A 16,618-nucleotide genomic window follows, 5' to 3' on the forward strand; every position below is an offset into this window, starting at 1 on the left:
GGTGTGCCAGCGCATCCTGGCGCTGAACGCGGCGATCTGGCACAACTGGCTGATCGGTGCCCCGGTCAAGCGGTCACTGGTGGCTTACGACCACTGACCAGGACACATTTTCCCATCAACGATCTAGCCGTGCCAGGTGCCGTCGTGGCAGGGGAGTGGGTCCAGGCTCAGGGCGGCCCACAGCTCCAGCCGGGTCCGGGGGGAGTCCAGGCCCCGGCCCATGACCCGCTCCGCGACGCGCAGGCGCGAACGCAGGGTGTTGCGGTGGACCCCCAGATCACGCGCGGTGGCCCCCACCTGAGCGTTGTTGTCCAGGTAGTGGCGCAGCGTGTGGGCCAGGTCCGTGGAATTGCGCGCGTCGTGCTCGTGCAGGGGGCCTAGGACGGCCTGTTCGAAGGCCCGGATGCTGTCTGCCGGTACCGAGGAGCGCAGCAGCGCCCACGCGTCGGTCTCGTCCACGTGCCGGTAGCCGCCGGTGGCCGCCTGCCGGGCCCGTTCCACCGCTGATACCAGGCCGTCCACGCCGCGGGCCCCGCAGGCCCCGGCCGCGTCGGGACCCTCGGGTTGCGCTGCCAGGGTCTCGAACAACCGCTCGCCGATGTACGGCCGGGGGCTGGCCGGCAGGACGACCAGTAGTGCGTCCTCCAGAGGGGCCAGCCCGACCCGCTGGGCGGCTTCGGTATCGCCCAGCACGTCCACGAGCGTGTCCGCGGTGTGGTCCATGAGCGCATCGGGTGCGGGGCCGCGCAGGCACACCACCTCCCACGGCGGGGTGGGCAGGACCGGTGGGAACCGGGGTCGGCCGGTCGCCGCAGCCAACAGCACGGGTGCTCGTTCGCGGTACAGCGCCCTGCGCGCCTGCCTCGAGTGCAGCAGGTCCACCGCCAGCAGGGAAGATGCGTGGTTGGCCAGCATCCGTACGTGCGGTGTGACCTGAGCGGCGCAGTGCAGGCCCAGCCAGCCGAGCGTGTGTCCGGCGGGGCCCAGGGTCTGGAGGAGGACGGTTGCGTCGCCGTCGGCCAGCAGGGTCATCCCGGGGCGCCGACCTGCCAGGGCCGAGCGCACGCGTGCGTGCCAAGGGGGTTCGGTGTCGGGCACGGCCTCGCTGGTCATGCCGTTGCGGTCCAGAAGGAGGCAAGCGCCGCCGGTGGCCGAGGACAGCTCCCTCAGGACCCCCGCCGGGCCCGAGCGCAGTGCGGCGCGGGCCATGGCGTCCTGTGCGGTGAGCACGAGCTGTTGCTGCCGGGTCCGTTCGGCCGCGTAGTGGTCGGCGACGGTCTCCACGATCGCGATGAAGGGCGTCCTACCCTCGACTCGCAGGATCGGGAAGCCCAGGGTGTCGCCTTCTGTCAACACCTCGGGTGGGATATCGCGAGAGCGGTCGTCGATCGCGAAGGCCAATCCCGCGCACCCGGCCTCGTGGAGTCCGCGGACGTAGGCGCGGCGGGCCCGCTCATCGGATCCCAGGCCCACCCCGACCGTCAACACGAGCTCACCGCCGCGCAGCCACCGCACTGGATCGCGCAGTTCGATGACGTGGGCCCAGCGGATCGTCTGGTCGAGCCCTGAGGCCCCGGCGGCGGCCCGGACCTCCAGGCCGGGATCGGTGGTGATGTCGCGGACGGTGATCGCCACGGGGCTCCCCCTTCTGCGGTCCTGTGCGTCGTGCACATTTGTCACGGCTGGTGGTGTGCGAACCGTCCCGGCGCGTACCGGGCCGTGGTGCCTACCGTCACAGCATCAATCGAAACGGTTGCGGCCAGCGGCAACACCCCTCTCCGGGGGCCCAGGGCGCACCGAACGCGCAACGGAGCACACCATGTCAGAGCGGACTGTCCCCGAGTCCCCGCACCCGGCGCGGGCGGCGATCGCGGCGTTCGTCGGTACCACCATCGAGTGGTTCGACTTCTACATCTATGCCACCGCGGCGAGCCTGGTCTTCGCGACACTGTTCTTCCCCGCGGACGTCGACCCCATGGTCGGGCTGATGGCCTCCTTCGCCACCTTCTCGGTGGGTTTCTTCGCCCGTCCACTGGGGGGCCTGCTGTTCGGCCACTACGGTGACCGGCTCGGCCGAAAGTCGGCTCTGGTCATCACTCTCCTGATGATGGGGGTGGCGACCTTCTGTGTGGGCCTGATGCCCACCTACGAGCAGATCGGCTTCGTCGCGCCGCTGCTGCTGGTGGTGCTGCGCTTCGTGCAGGGCATCGCGGTGGGCGGCGAGTGGGGCGGCGCGGTCCTGATGGCCGTGGAGCACGCGCCGGAGGACCGCAAGACCTTCTACGGCGCCTTCGCCCAGCTCGGCAACCCGGCCGGGGCACTGTTGGCGACCGGTTCCTTCGGGCTGATCGCGGCCTGGGACACCGAGATCCTCTACGACTGGGGGTGGCGACTGCCCTTCCTGGCCTCGGTCCTGCTCGTGGTCATCGGCCTGGTCATCCGCTTCAAGGTGGAGGAGTCCCCGGTCTTCGACGCGGTGCGGGAGGAGGACCGCCCCGAGGGCCTGCCACTGGGCTACGCCCTGCGTACCTCCTGGCGCACCCTGTTGCTGGGGGTGGGTGTACTGCCGGTGGCCGTGGGCGGCTACTACATCGTCACCACGTTCATCCAGGCCTACGGGGTCACCGAAGTCGGTATCAGCGAGCAGGTCATCCTCACCGGCCTGACCATCGCGGCGTTCGTGGAGCTGGTGGTCACCCTCGGGGTGGCGTGGCTGGGCGACCGCTTCGGCACCGTCCGGGTCGTCACGGTCGGCCTGGTGGGAGTGGGTGTGCTGGCCCTGCCCCAGTTCCTGGTGCTGGAGACCGGCAGCACCCTGCTCATCGTGCTGATGCTCTGCGTGATGCGAGTGGCCATGGCCACCGTCTACGGGCCCATCGCCCGGGTGCTCGCGCAGATGTACCCGCCCCAGGCCCGGTACACGAGCATTTCCATCGCCTACCAGGCTGCCGGCGCGATCTTCGGCGGCTTGGCCCCCCTGGCGTGCACTGCCCTACTGGCCGCAACCGGCAGCATCCTGTCCGTGGTCGGGCTCCTGGCGGCCATGGTGGCGCTGAGCATCGTCTGCCTGGCCAAGGCGCCCCGCTACAGGGACGCCGAAGTGCTGACGTCCGTCTGAACCCGAACCCGCGCCGCCGTCCGTCAGGACGGCGGCCCCACCACACGGAGGAGAACCCACCCGTGACCGGTCTGCTCATCCACAACGCAAGCGTCCTGACGATGGACGACACCAACCCCACCGCCAGCGCCGTGGCCGTGCGCGAGGGGCGGGTCCGCCTGGCCGGAAACACGGACGAGGCCCGTGCCGCCGCCGGTCCCGGCGCAGTGGAGGTGGACGCGGGCGGACGCACGGTCCTGCCCGGCTTCATCGATCCGCACAACCACCTGCTGTCCACGGCCGAATCGCTGGCCGCCGTGGACGCGCGCTACCCGAGGGTGGGCAGCGCCGCCGACTTGGTCGAAGCGATCGGCGCCGAAGCCGAGCGCACCCCGCCGGGTCAGTGGATCCGCGCCTTCTCGATGGATGACGCCAAGTACCCGGGCGGGCGGCCCACCCGCCGACACCTGGACGCGGCCACCACCGAGCACCCGGTCATCGTTTACCACGTCTCCGGGCACCAGGCCCTGGTCAACTCGGCCGCTCTGGCCTGGAGCGGCATCGGCGAGGACGTCCCGGATCCGGCCGGGGGTTCCTTCGTCCGCGACGAGGGCGGCAGACTGACCGGGATGGTCCTGGACTCGGCGATGGAGCTGCTGCTGCCGCTGGCCGTGGACATCGGCTGCCACGGGCCCAACTTCCACACTGACCTGCCCGCTGAGCAGCTGCTGGGTTGGCTGTCTGCGGCGGCCGGACCGTACCTGTCGGCGGGGGTGACCACGGTGTGCGACCCACAAGTCTCCGCGCGGGAGCTGCGGGTGTACCGGGCGGCCCGCACAGCAGGGACGCTGCCGCTGCGTACCTTCGGAATGCCGCTCTCGCACCAGCTCGACGCGCTGACCCAGGCCGGACTCGCGAGCCCGTTCGGCGACGACTGGCTGCGTCTGACCGGCATGAAATTCTATTCGGACGGCACCCTGCTGGGCGGCACCGCCAAGTTCAGCGTGCCCTACGGTGAGCGTGGCGAGTTCCCGGGAAGCCTCTACCACCACCCCAACCAGCTGGTGGACCTGGTCACCCGCGCCGCGGCGGAGGGTTGGCAGGTGGCGATCCACACGCAGGGGGACGCGGCGATGGAACACACCTTGGCGGCGATCGGCTCGGCGGCCCGGGTGTCGGGCCCCGACCCGCGCCCGAGGATCGAGCACTGCGGGTACCCCACCCGGGAGCAGGCCAAACGCTTCACCGACTACGGGGTGATCCCGGTCAACCAGCCCAACTTCCTGTACGACAGCGGGGGCGACTTCCTGCGTCGTATGGGTGAGCGCGCGCACCGGCTCCAGCCCATGCGCGAGGAGATCGACTTGGGCCTGCGCCCGGTGCTGTCCAGCGACTCCTTCGTCTCCAGCCTGCGCCCCATGGACACCGTCGCCAACGCCGTGTGCCGCACCACGAGGGAAGGGGACGACATCGGTGTGGAACAGGGTGTCTCCCTGCACGAGGCGCTACGCGCCCACACTCTGGAGGCCGCGCACGCGCTCGGGGTCGAGGACCGGCTGGGTGCCTTGCGCCCCGGGTACTTGGCCGATCTGGTGGTCCTGGACGCCGATGTCGGGTCCCTGCCGCTGGAACGGCTGCGTGCGGTGAACGCCTGGCTGACCGTCCTGGACGGCGAGGTCGCCTACCGGGCGGAGGGAACGGAGAGCTCGGTGCCGTAGGAAGCGGGTCCGGAAGGGCCGGGGTGCCGCGGCGCTTCGGAAGGGATCGGGGCGGGAGGCCGGAACGCGGACGTCCCCGCCCGCGGGTGCGGGCGGGGACGCCGGAGGATCGGGCGCTACGGCCCTGGTGGGGGTGGGGTCGGCTAGCTGGTCGTCAGGCTGAGGTTCCAGGAGTTCACCATGGGGTTGACCTCCTGGTAGAACGTCGTGCCGCCGGCGGCGCAGCTTCCGGAACCGCCCGAGGTGACGCCCTGGGCCTGGTCACCGGCGATGAAGGAGCCGCCGGAGTCGCCGGGCTCGGCGCACACGTTGGTGCGGGTCATGTCGTTGACGGTGCCCTCGGGGTAGCTCACCGACTGGCCGCGGGCCTCGATGGTCCCGCAGTGCCACCCGGTGGTGGAGCCGGAGCGGCACACGGCCGAACCGACCGGAGCCTGGCTGTGGCCGTTGACCTCGGCGTAGCCGCCGGTGTTGTAGCGGCTCACCAGGTTGGTGAGGGTGAAGTTGGCCGTACCCCGGACGAAGGCGGCGTCGTTGCCCGGGAAGACCGAGTTCTCGAACACGCCCGAGCCGTTGCCGATGGACACCGAGGCGCCGGGGGCGCCGCAGTGGCCCGCGGTCACGAAGCCGGGCTGGCCGGAGGCGTTGGTGGCGGCGAAGCCGACGGAGCAGCGGCTGCCGGTACCGATGGTGTAGGCGAGGCCGCCGATGATGTCGGCGTAGACCCGGGGCTGTTCGCTGGTGGTGGTCACGTCGACGGAGGCGGAGTCCACACCCGCGTCGGCGAGCAGGGCGTCCACGTCGGCACCGGAGCCCTCGAGGACCTCCAGGACGACCGTGTCGGCGTCCACGTCCGGGTACCAGCCGACCACGCCCGGCTCCGCGGCGGCCTCGTTGAGGTCCTGGACGATGGCGTCGAGGCCCTCGGTGCCGTGGGAGACCAGTTCGGCCGCGGCGCCGACGGCCTCCACGGCCTCGACCGATGCGGGGTCGGTCACCAGAACGGTGAGTTCGAGGGTGTCGGTGTCAAAGGTGGAGCCGCCGTAGGCGCCTCCGGCGGCCTCGGCCGCGGCCTCGTCGATATCTGAGGCCGTGTCCTGGGCGGTGAGCAGCTCGTCGGCCTCGGACGAGGTCAGACCGAAGTCGCGCTCGAGCGCCTCCTCCATCGAGGACGCGTCAGAGTCTGTTGCGGGGGACTGGGGGAGGGGGCCGGAAGCCGCAAGAGCTCCCGGGGCGGCGGCCAGTGCCATGCCGAAGGCAAGGGCTCCTGCGCCGATAGCGGAGACAACGGGGGAGGGTCGCATGGTCCCTACTCTCCTGGGGGGGATTAACGGGGGATCAGGGGCCGAGATGGATTCGGCTCCCTGGCGCTTACCGAGACATTCGGTAAACAACGACCAACATAGATGCACATTTTGATGAGCGGAAGGCCGAAAATGCCGGGCAGCATTCAGATCGGCATGGGTTCATCCCATGGTCGGTCACATCTTCGTCGCTGAGCGTGTCGGTGCGGCTGTCCACCTGGGTGTACCGGAGTCGTGGCGTCACGGACCGAAGCAGGATGCGAAGCGCAAGGAGGGTTCTGTGGCCGCATCCGGACAGCGGTACTCAGTACCATCCGTGGTGACCCGGACACGCAGCCGTAACATCCGTGGCCACGGGCGTGGAGGGCCGGGTGTTGGGTGCAGTGTTCGCCACGGACACGCGAACGCCCCCGCCCGCTGGTGCGGACGGGGGCGCGGGGTGTCTGCGCTGGAGCCGGTTAGCTCGTCACGAGACTGAGGTCCCAGGTGCTCAGCACCGGTGCGACCTCCTGGTAGTACGTGGTGCCGCCGGCGGAGCAGCTGCCGGAGCCGCCGGACGTCATGCCCTGGGCCTGGTCGTCGGCGATGAACGCACCGCCGGAGTCGCCGGGCTCGGCGCACACGTCGGTACGGGTCATGTCGGTGACGGTGCCCTCGGGGTAGCTCACCGTCTCACCGCGGGCCTCGATGGTCCCGCAGTGCCACCCGGTGGTGGAACCGGAACGGCACACGGCCGAACCGATCGGCGCCTCGCTGGAGCCGCCGACGGTCTGGGTGCCGCCCTCGTCGTACATGTTGACCGTGTTGGTGACGTCCCAGTTGGAGGTGGCCTCCACGTAGGCGGCGTCGTCACCCGGGAAGACGGACTCCGCGAAGACGCCGGAACCGGAACCGTCCTCGCTCTCGGCGGACGTGCCGGTCGTGCCGCAGTGGCCGGCCGTCACGAACCCTTCGCCGCCCGAGCTGTCGGTGACCGCGAACCCGATGGAGCAGCGTCCGCCGCCCATGAAGTAGGCGTCACCGCCGACGATGTCCGCGTACAGCTCCGGCATCTCGTCGGTCTGCTCGACTTGGACGGTGGAGGCGTCCACGCCCGCGGCCTCGATGAAGCTCTCGGCGCTGGCGGTGTCGGTGGCTTCGATGACGACCGTGTCGCTCGCGACGTCCGGGTACCAGCTGGCGACGCCGACCTGGCCGCCGGCCGCGTCGAGCTCGTCGATGACCGTTTCCAGGCCCTCGGTGCCGTGCGAGACCAGTTCGGCCTCGGCACCGGCGGCCTCGACGTCCGACACCGCGGCGGTGTCCGTCACCAGGACGGTCAGCTCCAGGGTCTCGGTGTCGAACACGGAGCCGGCGTAGGCGGCTCCGGCCGCCTCGGTGGCCTCGGCGTCGAGCCCGAAGGCCTCCTGCTGGGCGTCGAGCAGGTCCTCGGCCTCGAACGGGGTGAGGCCGAGGTCCCGCTCAAGCGCCTCCTCCATGGTGGAGGCGCCGTCCTGGGTGGTGGGCTCGGCGGGCACCGTGGCGGCACCGGCTCCCGGCGCGACGGAGAGCGTCAGCCCGAAGGCCAGCGCTCCCGTGCCGATAGCGGAGATAACGGGGGAGGGTCGCATTGATCCCTACTCTCCTTGGGGAATGGATGGGGGTTGGCCCTTGGGGCCGTCCGGGGGGACGAACCCGGGCCCAGGGTCACGGATGGTCCGGGACCCTCGCCGTTTACTAAGACACTCAGTAAACGATTTCAAACCATAAGTGAACATCTTGGGCAGCGAAAGTCCGCGAAGCTGATAATTCACTCAGGGGTCAACTGGATCATGGGATCAAGGGACTCTTAGCTGTGATTACTCTGGGTGACGTGGTGTCTGACCTTTGCTTTTCGTGAGGGGGTGTATGTGGATCACAAACTCGCCAGTAACGCAAGATTGGCAAAGTGGCCGGATTCGGACACTGGTACTTCGTACCATCCGTGACGAGAGGGACACGTATCCGCAACGTGGGTGGTCACAGGGCTGCCCAGGGTGAAGATCGTGTGCGCATGAAGCACAGGTGTGCGTAATGTGCCTGGCGGGGGGTGGGTGTGTCGTGGCGCCGGAACAAACCCGGACCACAACTCCGTTGGGGGCCGCTAAGGACACGCCCGAGACGAATCTGACCCCGTGCGCACCCCTGTGGGCACACACGGGACGATTCCGAGGTAACTAGCGAGTATCGGCCCCCGTGAAGGGGGTTGAGCCGGGTGCCGTTGGGCCAAGATAAGGGCGAGAGCCCCGAACGGGAGGTAAAGAGCGATGGCAGCGAAGGATGACGGCGGTCAGAAGCACTCGTCACGCCGCGACGAAGAGGTCGAGGAGACCCAGTCCGCGGAGGAGACCCAGGAACGCAACGAACAGTTGGACGAGGACGTCGACGACATCCTGGACGAGATCGACGACGTGCTGGAGAGCAACGCCGAGGACTTCGTGCGGCAGTTCGTGCAGAAGGGCGGACAGTGACCCCCGGGTTCGCTGACAGCGCATCCGGGAGCCCTAGGTCCCGGAGTGCACAGGGTTAGGGTCAACCTCACCGGCCGGGAGGTCCGCCGGCCGACAGACATACCGATGACAGGCGCCCTGGCCGCCCCAGAGAAGGGGTGGGGCGCGAGTGGAGGGAGTCGCGTGTTCGAAGGGTTCGAGGGCAAGGGGATGCCAGCCGCTTTCATGAGTGCGGGCACCTCGTCCTTCACCGAGTTCCTCCGGGCGGTCAACCCCGAGTTGCTGCCCGGACAGCACCTGAGCTCCGGCGGCGGCAGGGGCACCAGCTCCGGCGGCGGGGGCACCGAACATCTCACCCCGGACGCCACGACCATCGTCGCCCTGACCTTTTCCGGGGGCGTCCTACTGGCCGGCGACCGGCGTGCCACCCAGGGCAACGTCATCGCCAACCGCGACATGGACAAGCTCTACCGGACGGACGAGTTCTCCGCGGTGGCCATCGCCGGCTCCGCGGGGATCGGCATCGAGATGGCCAAGCTCTACCAAGTCGAACTGGAGCACTACGAGAAACTCGAGGGCCGCTCCCTCTCCCTTGAAGGTAAGGCGAACAAACTCGCCCAGATGGTTCGTTCGAACCTCGGCATGGCCCTGCAGGGCTTCGTGGTCATCCCCCTCCTCGTCGGCTTCGACGAGAACACCGAACTAGGGAGGGTGTTCAGCTACGACGCGGTGGGCGGGCGCTACGAGGAGCACCACTACCACTCCATCGGCTCCGGTTCGGTCTTCGCCAAGGGCGCCATCAAGAAGCTGTACGGGGACGACCTGGACGAGACCAGCGCGATCAAGGTCGCGCTGGAGTCGCTCTACGACGCCGCCGACGAGGACTCCGCCACGGGCGGCCCGGACCTGCACCGCAAGATCTTCCCCCTCGTCGACGTCATCACGGAGGACGGGCACAGGCGGATCTCCACCGACGAAGTCGCACGACTGGCGACCCAGGTGGTCGAAGGGCGCGCAGTCCACCCCGACGGCCCCAGGGCGCCGCTGAGCTGAAGCGGTCACCACCGCCCCCACAACAGACTTCTCCCTACTAGGTAAGGAACGATCCGCGGTGTCGATGCCGTTCTACGTCGCCCCCGAACAGCAGATGAAGGACAAGGCGGACTACGCGCGCAAGGGCATCGCGCGCGGCCGCAGTGCCGTCGTCCTGCAGTACGAGGGCGGAATCCTGTTGGTGGCGGACAACATGTCCCGCACACTGCACAAGATCAGCGAACTCTACGACCGCATCGGGTTCGCGGCGGTCGGCCGCTACCCGGAGTTCGAGAACCTACGCCTCATGGGCGTCCGTTTCGCCGACGTACGCGGTTACCAGTTCGACCGCCGCGACGTCAGCGGCCGTCAGCTCGCCAACATCTACGCCCAGACCCTGGGCACCGTCTTCAGCGAGAGCCTCAAACCTTGGGAGGTCGAGATCGTCGTCGCCGAGGTCGGCGACACGGCGGCCGGTGACGAGATCTACCGCATCACCTTCGACGGCTCCATCGTCGACGAACAGGGCTTCGTCGCGGTGGGCGGCTCCTCCGAGCACGTCGCCGGGATCCTGAAGGACCGTTTCGCCGCCGACGCCCCCCTCAGCGCGGCCCTGAACGCGGCCACCCACGCGCTCGCCCACGAGAACGGTGAGGAGCGCGAACTGGAGGCCGCCAACCTCGAGGTCGCCGTCCTGGAACGCTCCCGAGAGCACCGCAAGTTCCGCCGTATCCACGGCAACCGCCTGGCCTCCCTCATCGCGGAGGGCAAGGAAGCCGGTCAGGAGTCCTCCGAAAGCGAGGGCGGAGACAGTAACGGGGACCAGGGCGACGAGTGACCTGAAAGCACAACGGTGCGGCGCCACACGGGCGCCGCACCGGCCGGGTGGGTGTGGGCGGCGCGGCCCCGTCGTCCGCACTACGGTGACGGGAAGTTGGTGAGGCCGCGTGGAACGACGGATCTTCGGGCTGGAGAACGAGTACGGGGTCACGTGCACCTTCCGGGGGCAGCGGCGCCTGTCGCCCGACGAGGTCGCCCGCTACCTGTTCCGGAGGGTGGTCTCCTGGGGGCGCAGTAGCAACGTGTTCCTGCGCAACGGTGCCCGCCTCTACCTCGACGTGGGCAGCCACCCCGAGTACGCCACCCCCGAGTGCGACAGCCTCGCGGACCTGGTCGCTCACGACAAGGCCGGCGAGCGGATCCTGGAAGGGCTGCAGGTCGACGCCGAGCAGCGCCTGCACGAGGAGGGCATCGCCGGGGACATCTACCTGTTCAAGAACAACACGGACTCAGCGGGCAACTCCTACGGCTGCCACGAGAACTACCTGGTCGGCCGACACGGCGAGTTCGGCCGTCTCGCCGACGTCCTGATCCCCTTCCTGGTCACCCGCCAGATCATCTGCGGCGCTGGCAAGGTCCTGCAGACACCTCGGGGGGCGCTGTTCTGTGTCAGCCAGCGCGCGGAGCACATCTGGGAGGGCGTCTCCTCGGCGACCACCCGTTCCCGCCCCATCATCAACACCAGGGACGAGCCCCACGCCGACGCCGAGCGGTTCCGGCGACTGCACGTCATCGTGGGCGACTCCAACATGAGTGAGACCACCACCCTCCTCAAGCTGGGCTCGACCGACCTGGTGCTGCGGATGATCGAGGCCGGGGTCGTCATGCGCGACTACACCCTGGAGAACCCGATCCGGGCGATCCGGGAGATCAGCCACGACATGACCGGCCGCCGCAAGGTGCGCCTGGCCAACGGACGCGAGGCCAGCGCGCTGGAGATCCAGCGCGAGTACCTGGAGAAGGTACAGAGCTACGTGGACCGCCACGGGACCGATGCCTCGGGCAAGCGCATCCTGGACCTGTGGCAGCGCACCCTGGAGGCGGTCGAGACCCAGAACCTGGAGACGGTCCAGCGGGAGATCGACTGGGTCGCCAAGTTCCTGCTGCTGGAGCGCTACCGGGACAAGCACGACCTGACGCTCTCCTCACCGAGGGTGGCCCAACTCGACCTCACCTACCACGACATCCACCGCGACCGCGGCCTGTTCTACCTGATGCAGAACCGCGGCCAGATGGACCGGGTGGTCGGTGACCTGAAGATCTTCGAGTCCAAGTCGGTTCCTCCGCAGACCACACGGGCGAGGTTGCGCGGCGAGTTCATCCGCCGCGCCCAGGAGCAGCGCCGGGACTTCACCGTCGACTGGGTCCACCTCAAGCTCAACGACCAGGCACAACGCACCGTGTTGTGCAAGGACCCCTTCAAGTCCGTGGACGAGCGGGTGGAGAAACTGATCGCCGGGATGTGAGCTTCGAATCGCGTGTGCGCGGGCCCCGCGGGCGAGCCGAAGGCGGCTTCCCGCGGGCTTTTCGTATCCGTAGCGCTCCAAGGGGTGGCCACACTCTGACTGTTCGGTAGTGTGACCGTGTCCTGAGCCGGAAATCAGAGGTTGTGACCCATGCACCGACGTGCTGCCGCCATCGCGGTGCCGATGACCGCCATCGCCTTGGCGGCCTCCAGCTGCGCATCGATCCCGGAGGACTGGCGGACCCCCGCCTTCCTCCAATCGGACGACGACGAGCTCGACTCGCGGCTGCCCGACGTCACCGGCGAAGTCGGTGAGGAACCCGAGATCACCATCCCCGACATCGCGCCTCCGGACGAGGAGATCTCGGGGATCGTCAGCCAGGGGTCTGGTGAGGAAGGCCTGGTCGCAGCGGACGACCTGGTCGTCGCCAATGTCGTCCAGTACCAGTGGACGGCCCCCGGCGAGGGTGAACCGGTCGAGGGCCAGTCCAGCTACGAGAGCGGGGCCCCCGACCTCATCCGCATGGACCAGATGCCGGAGTACATCACCGACACCTTGGTCAGCCAGCCGCTCGACAGCCGTGCGGTCTACGTCTTCCCGCCGCTGAGCGAGGAGGAGAAGGCGCAGGCCGAGCAGATGGGCCAGCCCGCGCCGGAGGGTGCCAGCGTCCTGGTCATGGACATGGTGGACAGCTTCAGCCAGGGTGCCGTGGTGCCCGGCGAGCAGACCGAGGACGGCGGCGGCGACCTGCCCACCGTGACGCAGGACGGCCACTCCGAGCCCGTTATCGACGTCCCCGACACCGATGCCCCCGACGATCTCGAGGTGACCCCGCTCATCGAGGGCCAGGGCGGTGAGGTCGAGGAAGAGCAGCAGATCGTCGTCCAGTACACGGGCGTGCGCTGGGAGCCCGAGGAGGAGTCCGGCGAGAACGAGGTCTTCGACTCCTCGTGGGCCCAGGGCGGAGTCCCCTTCGACACCACCATCGGCGGTGGTGCCGTCATCGAGGGCTGGGACGAGGGCATCGTCGGCGAGAACGTCGGCAGCCGCCTGATGCTTGTCGTGCCGCCGGACCTCGCCTACGGGGACGACGCGGAGGAACAGGGCGCTCCAGCGGGCACCCTGGTGTTCGTGGTCGACATCCTCGGTGCCTACGACAACCCGCCGCCGCCCGAGCTCGACGAGGAAGGCAACCCGGAGGCCCCTGAGGAAGGCGCTGACGAGGAGGAGTCGGAGTAGGACCCGCCCCGGTGGGGTGAGCACCGACCCACTCTCCGTAGAAGCCCCGCGGGCGCGTGATCCCCGCGGGGCTTCGCCGTTGCCGGGGCCGTTCCAGGACCGACACACCCGGTACGCGAAGACGTCCCTCCCGGGGCCGGTTCGAGCGTAGAGTCGGTCACCCAGGGTGAGTATGGGTGAGGGGGAGCCATGCCAGGCCAGCGGTACTGCTACGTGTCGGGTCTGCACCTGGGTGTACCGGCGCTCGAGGAGCTCTGCGCCCAAGGGCTGCCGCCGAGCCTGGTGGTCTCCTACCCCGCCGAGCTGGCGCACCGGTCCGGCTACGCAGACTTCGACGCCGTCACCCGGCGCCACGGCATCGCGCACCTGAGGGCCTCCGACATCAATACCGACGAGGTCCGCGACGCCCTCTCGGAGCACCGGATCGACCTGATGGTCGTCGCGGGCTGGTCCCAGCTGGTCGACGACGAGGTGCTGGCGCCGCTTCCGCTCGGCGGTGTCGGCGTGCACCCCGCCCCGCTGCCGGTCGGCCGCGGACGGGCCCCGATCCCGTGGACGATCCTTCGCGACATGCGCTCCAGTGCCGTCACACTCTTCCACCTCGACAGCGAGCCGACGGCCGGCGACATCGTGGACCGGACCTGGTTCGACGTCGCGCCGGACATCAACGCGGCCGGCCTCTACGAGCGGGTCGGGCACCTGCAGTCCGAAATCCTCGTCCGCAACCTGGAGGCGCTGCTGGAAGGGCGGGCGCCCCGCCGTCCGCAGACAGGCCACGTCTCTGTGTGGCCGCGGCGCCGCCCCAGCGACGGACACCTGGACTTCACCGCGGCCGGACGGGACGTGGACCGGATGGTGCGCGCTCTCACGGCCCCGTACCCGGGTGCCTTCGCGATGTTCGGCGCGGCCCGGATCACCTTGTGCTCGGGAACGCTGTCCGAGGAGGTCGAGGGCGCTGACCCCGGCCAGATCGTGTCCGCGGGAACGGGCCGCAAGTGGGGTGTCACCTGCGGGGACGGCAGCGTGTTCGTGCCCGAGACCCTGAGGGTGGACGAGGGTGTGCTGGCCGAACCGGCCTCGCTGGCCATGTTCCGCCCCGGGAGCCGCTTCGACCCGCCCTCCGAACACATGATGGCCGCCACCCGGCGCACCCCCGTCCCGGGAAACGGCGACGCCGAGCACCGCCGCCCCGCTGCCCCGGCTCAGCGGACGGCGCGTCCTGAATCGTCGGTGAGCGCTGTCGGATCGCGCTCGGCACGGTACCGTCGGAGCTGAACCGGCGGTGGGAGGACGCGCCCCTCGCGGCCCCGCCCGGTCGACCCACCCCTGCGGGTGAACACAGCGGGCAACATCAGCGGGCAAGAGGAGTGCGGACCATGTCGCGCAGGAAGACCGAACGGCAACTCAACCTGGTCATCTGCCTGTTGTCGACGAGGCGACACCTCACCGCCCAGGAGATCCGGGCGACGGTCCACGGTTACGCGGAGGCGGAGACCGAGTCGGCCTTCAAGCGCATGTTCGAGCGCGACAAGCGGGAGCTGCGCGACAGCGGCATTCCCGTACAGGTGGGTGGCGGCGACGCGTTCAGCGGCGATGAGGGGTACCGGATCTCCCGCTCGGACTACGAGCTGCCCGAGATCGAGCTCCTGCCCGACGAAGCAGTGGTACTGGGCCTGGCCGCCCGCGCCTGGCGGCACGCCTCACTGGGCAAGGCCGCCGCTGACGCCTTGTTCAAGCTCCGCTCCGCCGGGGTCCCGGTGGACTCCGAAGCGGCACCGGGGCTCACCCCCGCGATGCGTACCGACGAGCCCGCCTTCGGCCCGGTCTGGCAGGCGGTCCGCGACCGGCGCCCGATCTCCTTCGCCTACCGCAAGCCCGGCCAGATCGAGGCCCAGCGGCGCGACATCGAGCCGTGGGGCATCGTCAACCTGCGCGGCCACTGGTACGTAGTGGGCCATGACCGGCTGCGGGACGCACGGAGGGTCTTCCGCCTGGGCCGGATCCAGGGTGAGGTGACCGTCGAGCGCTCCGGCCCGGACGTGACCGTCCCCGAGGGGGTGGACCTGCGTTCGGTGGTCTCCCAACAGAGGGCCGAGCCGGAGCGGACCGCGACCCTGCGCGTGCGCACCGACGCCGCGCACGCCCTGCGCCGCGGCGCGGTGCGGGTGGTCCCCGGTGAGCGTGAGGGTGCCGACTCCGGTTGGGACACCATCACGCTGCCCTACAACTCCGTGCTCGGCTTGGTGCGGCAGGTGGCCTCCCATGGTTCGCGGGCGGTCGTGGTGGAACCGGAGGGGGTGCGCGCGGCTATGGTCTCCCACCTGGAGGGGGCGGCCGAGGCGCAGGTCGAGCGCGACAGCCCCGAGACCGCAGGGGAGAGCGGGGGCGAGGACGCCCCGGCCCGCGGGCCGCGCTCCGCCGACCAGCTGCACCGGCTCCTCATGCTGGTTCCGTACGCGCTCGGGCGCGACGTGCGGGTGCCCGAGGTGGCGCGGCACTTCGGGCTCAGTGAGCGCCAGGTGGTGGCCGACCTCAGGCTGCTGTGGATGTGCGGGTTGCCGGGTTACACCCCCGGCGACCTGATCGACGTGGACCTGGACGCGGCCAAAGCCACCGGCGAGATCATCATCGGCAACGCCGACACCCTGGCCCAGCCGCTGCGGTTGACCGCTGACGAGGCGGCCAGCCTGGTCGTGGGCCTTTCGCTGCTGGAGGCGCTGCCCGAACCGCGGGGGGTGGAGGACAGCGCGCTCAAGCGGGTGGGGGAGAAGCTGCGTACCGCAGCCGGCACGGTGGTCAGCGACCTGGCCGACGCTGTGCAGGTCCGGGTCGAGTCGGACGAGCAGGTCACGCAGACCCAGCGCCGTTGTTCGGAGGCGCTGGAGGCCGGCCAGCGCCTGCACCTGCGCTACCTGTCGGGCTACCTGGACCGGGTGACCGAGCGCGATGTCGATCCGCTGGGGCTGGTGGTCCAGGACGGGCACACCTTCCTGGAGGGTTACTGCCGTCTGCGCGAGGACGTGCGGCTGTTCCGCCTGGACCGGGTCCTGGAGCTGACGGTGCTGCCCTACGCGGCCGAGGTGCCCGAGGGTGTGGGCCGCCGTGACCTGTCGGCCGGGGTGCTGGAGCGCTCCGAACGCGATGCCCTGGTGACCCTGGTCCTGGAGCCCTCCGCGCGCTGGGTCACCGAGGACTACGTGTGTGAGTCGGTCACCGAGCTTCCCGGTGGCGGGGTGCGGGCGACGCTGCGTACGCCGGCCCCGGCCTGGGTGGCGCGGTTGGCCCTGTCCCTGGGGCGGGAGGGGCGCTTGGTGTCCCCGGGCAGCCTCGCCGAAGAGGTGCGGTCCGAGGCGCGTCGGGCCCTGGAGCACTACGGCGCACCTCAAACTTCCGAGAAATTGGTCGAGACCACTTCGTCGCCGGAGTGAGGCTTACCTGTTCATCCGGGGGCGGG

General features: G+C 69.8%; 12 protein-coding genes and 1 pseudogene. 10 read left to right on the forward strand and 3 right to left on the reverse strand.

The window, feature by feature from the left end; translation table 11 throughout:
* Positions 1-97, forward strand: a pseudogene (locus tag ACYVD1_RS19325) (IS982 family transposase); the annotation flags it as partial.
* Positions 98-123: 26 nt separating this feature from the next.
* On the opposite strand, the gene ACYVD1_RS19330 reads toward ACYVD1_RS19325, so the two are convergent.
* Complete coding sequence (locus tag ACYVD1_RS19330; RefSeq protein WP_460774615.1) at positions 124-1,635, reverse strand: PucR family transcriptional regulator; 1,512 nt, start codon at positions 1,633-1,635, stop codon at positions 124-126.
* Between the two features lie 184 nt (positions 1,636-1,819).
* Here ACYVD1_RS19330 and ACYVD1_RS19335 point away from each other — a divergent pair, with 184 nt between their 5' ends.
* Both ACYVD1_RS19335 and ACYVD1_RS19340 read left to right on the forward strand, forming a co-directional pair.
* Positions 1,820-3,118, forward strand: coding sequence for an MFS transporter (locus ACYVD1_RS19335; protein ID WP_460774618.1), 1,299 nt, complete (start codon positions 1,820-1,822; stop codon positions 3,116-3,118).
* 62 nt (positions 3,119-3,180) lie between these two features.
* Positions 3,181-4,815 carry an amidohydrolase gene (locus ACYVD1_RS19340; protein ID WP_460774621.1) on the forward strand — a complete coding sequence of 545 codons (1,635 nt, stop codon included), beginning with the start codon at positions 3,181-3,183 and terminating at the stop codon, positions 4,813-4,815.
* Between the two features lie 143 nt (positions 4,816-4,958).
* Here the strand turns inward: ACYVD1_RS19340 and ACYVD1_RS19345 are convergent, their stop codons facing one another.
* Positions 4,959-6,119 carry a S1 family peptidase gene (locus ACYVD1_RS19345; protein ID WP_460774624.1) on the reverse strand — a complete coding sequence of 387 codons (1,161 nt, stop codon included), beginning with the start codon at positions 6,117-6,119 and terminating at the stop codon, positions 4,959-4,961.
* Between the two features lie 458 nt (positions 6,120-6,577).
* Entirely contained in the window at positions 6,578-7,729 is a 1,152-nt protein-coding gene (locus ACYVD1_RS19350; protein ID WP_460774627.1) for a S1 family peptidase, read from the reverse strand.
* A 675-nt stretch (positions 7,730-8,404) separates the two neighbouring features.
* Between ACYVD1_RS19350 and ACYVD1_RS19355 the strand changes: the two genes are divergently transcribed.
* The 7 genes from ACYVD1_RS19355 (at position 8,405) to ACYVD1_RS19385 (ending at position 16,592) form a co-directional block, all read left to right on the forward strand.
* Positions 8,405-8,608 carry a ubiquitin-like protein Pup gene (locus ACYVD1_RS19355; RefSeq protein WP_460746143.1) on the forward strand — a complete coding sequence of 68 codons (204 nt, stop codon included), beginning with the start codon at positions 8,405-8,407 and terminating at the stop codon, positions 8,606-8,608.
* A gap of 162 nt (positions 8,609-8,770) precedes the next feature.
* Complete coding sequence (prcB, locus tag ACYVD1_RS19360) at positions 8,771-9,640, forward strand: proteasome subunit beta (protein WP_460774629.1); 870 nt, start codon at positions 8,771-8,773, stop codon at positions 9,638-9,640.
* 58 nt (positions 9,641-9,698) lie between these two features.
* The gene (gene prcA / locus ACYVD1_RS19365) at positions 9,699-10,457 is read left to right on the forward strand and encodes a proteasome subunit alpha (RefSeq protein WP_460774632.1); all 759 of its coding nucleotides are present in this window, start codon (positions 9,699-9,701) and stop codon (positions 10,455-10,457) included.
* 109 nt (positions 10,458-10,566) lie between these two features.
* Entirely contained in the window at positions 10,567-11,925 is a 1,359-nt protein-coding gene (gene pafA / locus ACYVD1_RS19370; RefSeq protein ID WP_460746150.1) for a Pup--protein ligase, read from the forward strand.
* A gap of 150 nt (positions 11,926-12,075) precedes the next feature.
* Complete coding sequence (locus ACYVD1_RS19375; RefSeq protein ID WP_460774635.1) at positions 12,076-13,164, forward strand: FKBP-type peptidyl-prolyl cis-trans isomerase; 1,089 nt, start codon at positions 12,076-12,078, stop codon at positions 13,162-13,164.
* Positions 13,165-13,353: 189 nt separating this feature from the next.
* On the forward strand, positions 13,354-14,439 hold the full coding sequence (locus ACYVD1_RS19380) for a methionyl-tRNA formyltransferase (protein WP_460774638.1): 1,086 nt from the start codon (positions 13,354-13,356) through the stop codon (positions 14,437-14,439).
* A gap of 101 nt (positions 14,440-14,540) precedes the next feature.
* Positions 14,541-16,592, forward strand: coding sequence for a helix-turn-helix transcriptional regulator (locus ACYVD1_RS19385; protein ID WP_460774641.1), 2,052 nt, complete (start codon positions 14,541-14,543; stop codon positions 16,590-16,592).
* Positions 16,593-16,618 lie beyond the last annotated feature (26 nt).

This window comes from Nocardiopsis nanhaiensis (assembly GCF_054778635.1).

Excerpts from the sequence above, each read along its gene's own strand:
- ACYVD1_RS19380 (WP_460774638.1), top strand. The coding sequence starts at position 13,354 with ATGCCAGGCCAGCGGTACTGCTACGTGTCGGGTCTGCACCTGGGTGTA.
- ACYVD1_RS19350 (WP_460774627.1), bottom strand. The coding sequence starts at position 7,729 with ATGCGACCCTCCCCCGTTATCTCCGCTATCGGCACGGGAGCGCTGGCC.
- ACYVD1_RS19385 (WP_460774641.1), top strand. The coding sequence starts at position 14,541 with ATGTCGCGCAGGAAGACCGAACGGCAACTCAACCTGGTCATCTGCCTG.
- ACYVD1_RS19335 (WP_460774618.1), top strand. The coding sequence starts at position 1,820 with ATGTCAGAGCGGACTGTCCCCGAGTCCCCGCACCCGGCGCGGGCGGCG.
- ACYVD1_RS19355 (WP_460746143.1), top strand. The coding sequence starts at position 8,405 with ATGGCAGCGAAGGATGACGGCGGTCAGAAGCACTCGTCACGCCGCGAC.
- ACYVD1_RS19345 (WP_460774624.1), bottom strand. The coding sequence starts at position 6,119 with ATGCGACCCTCCCCCGTTGTCTCCGCTATCGGCGCAGGAGCCCTTGCC.
- ACYVD1_RS19375 (WP_460774635.1), top strand. The coding sequence starts at position 12,076 with ATGCACCGACGTGCTGCCGCCATCGCGGTGCCGATGACCGCCATCGCC.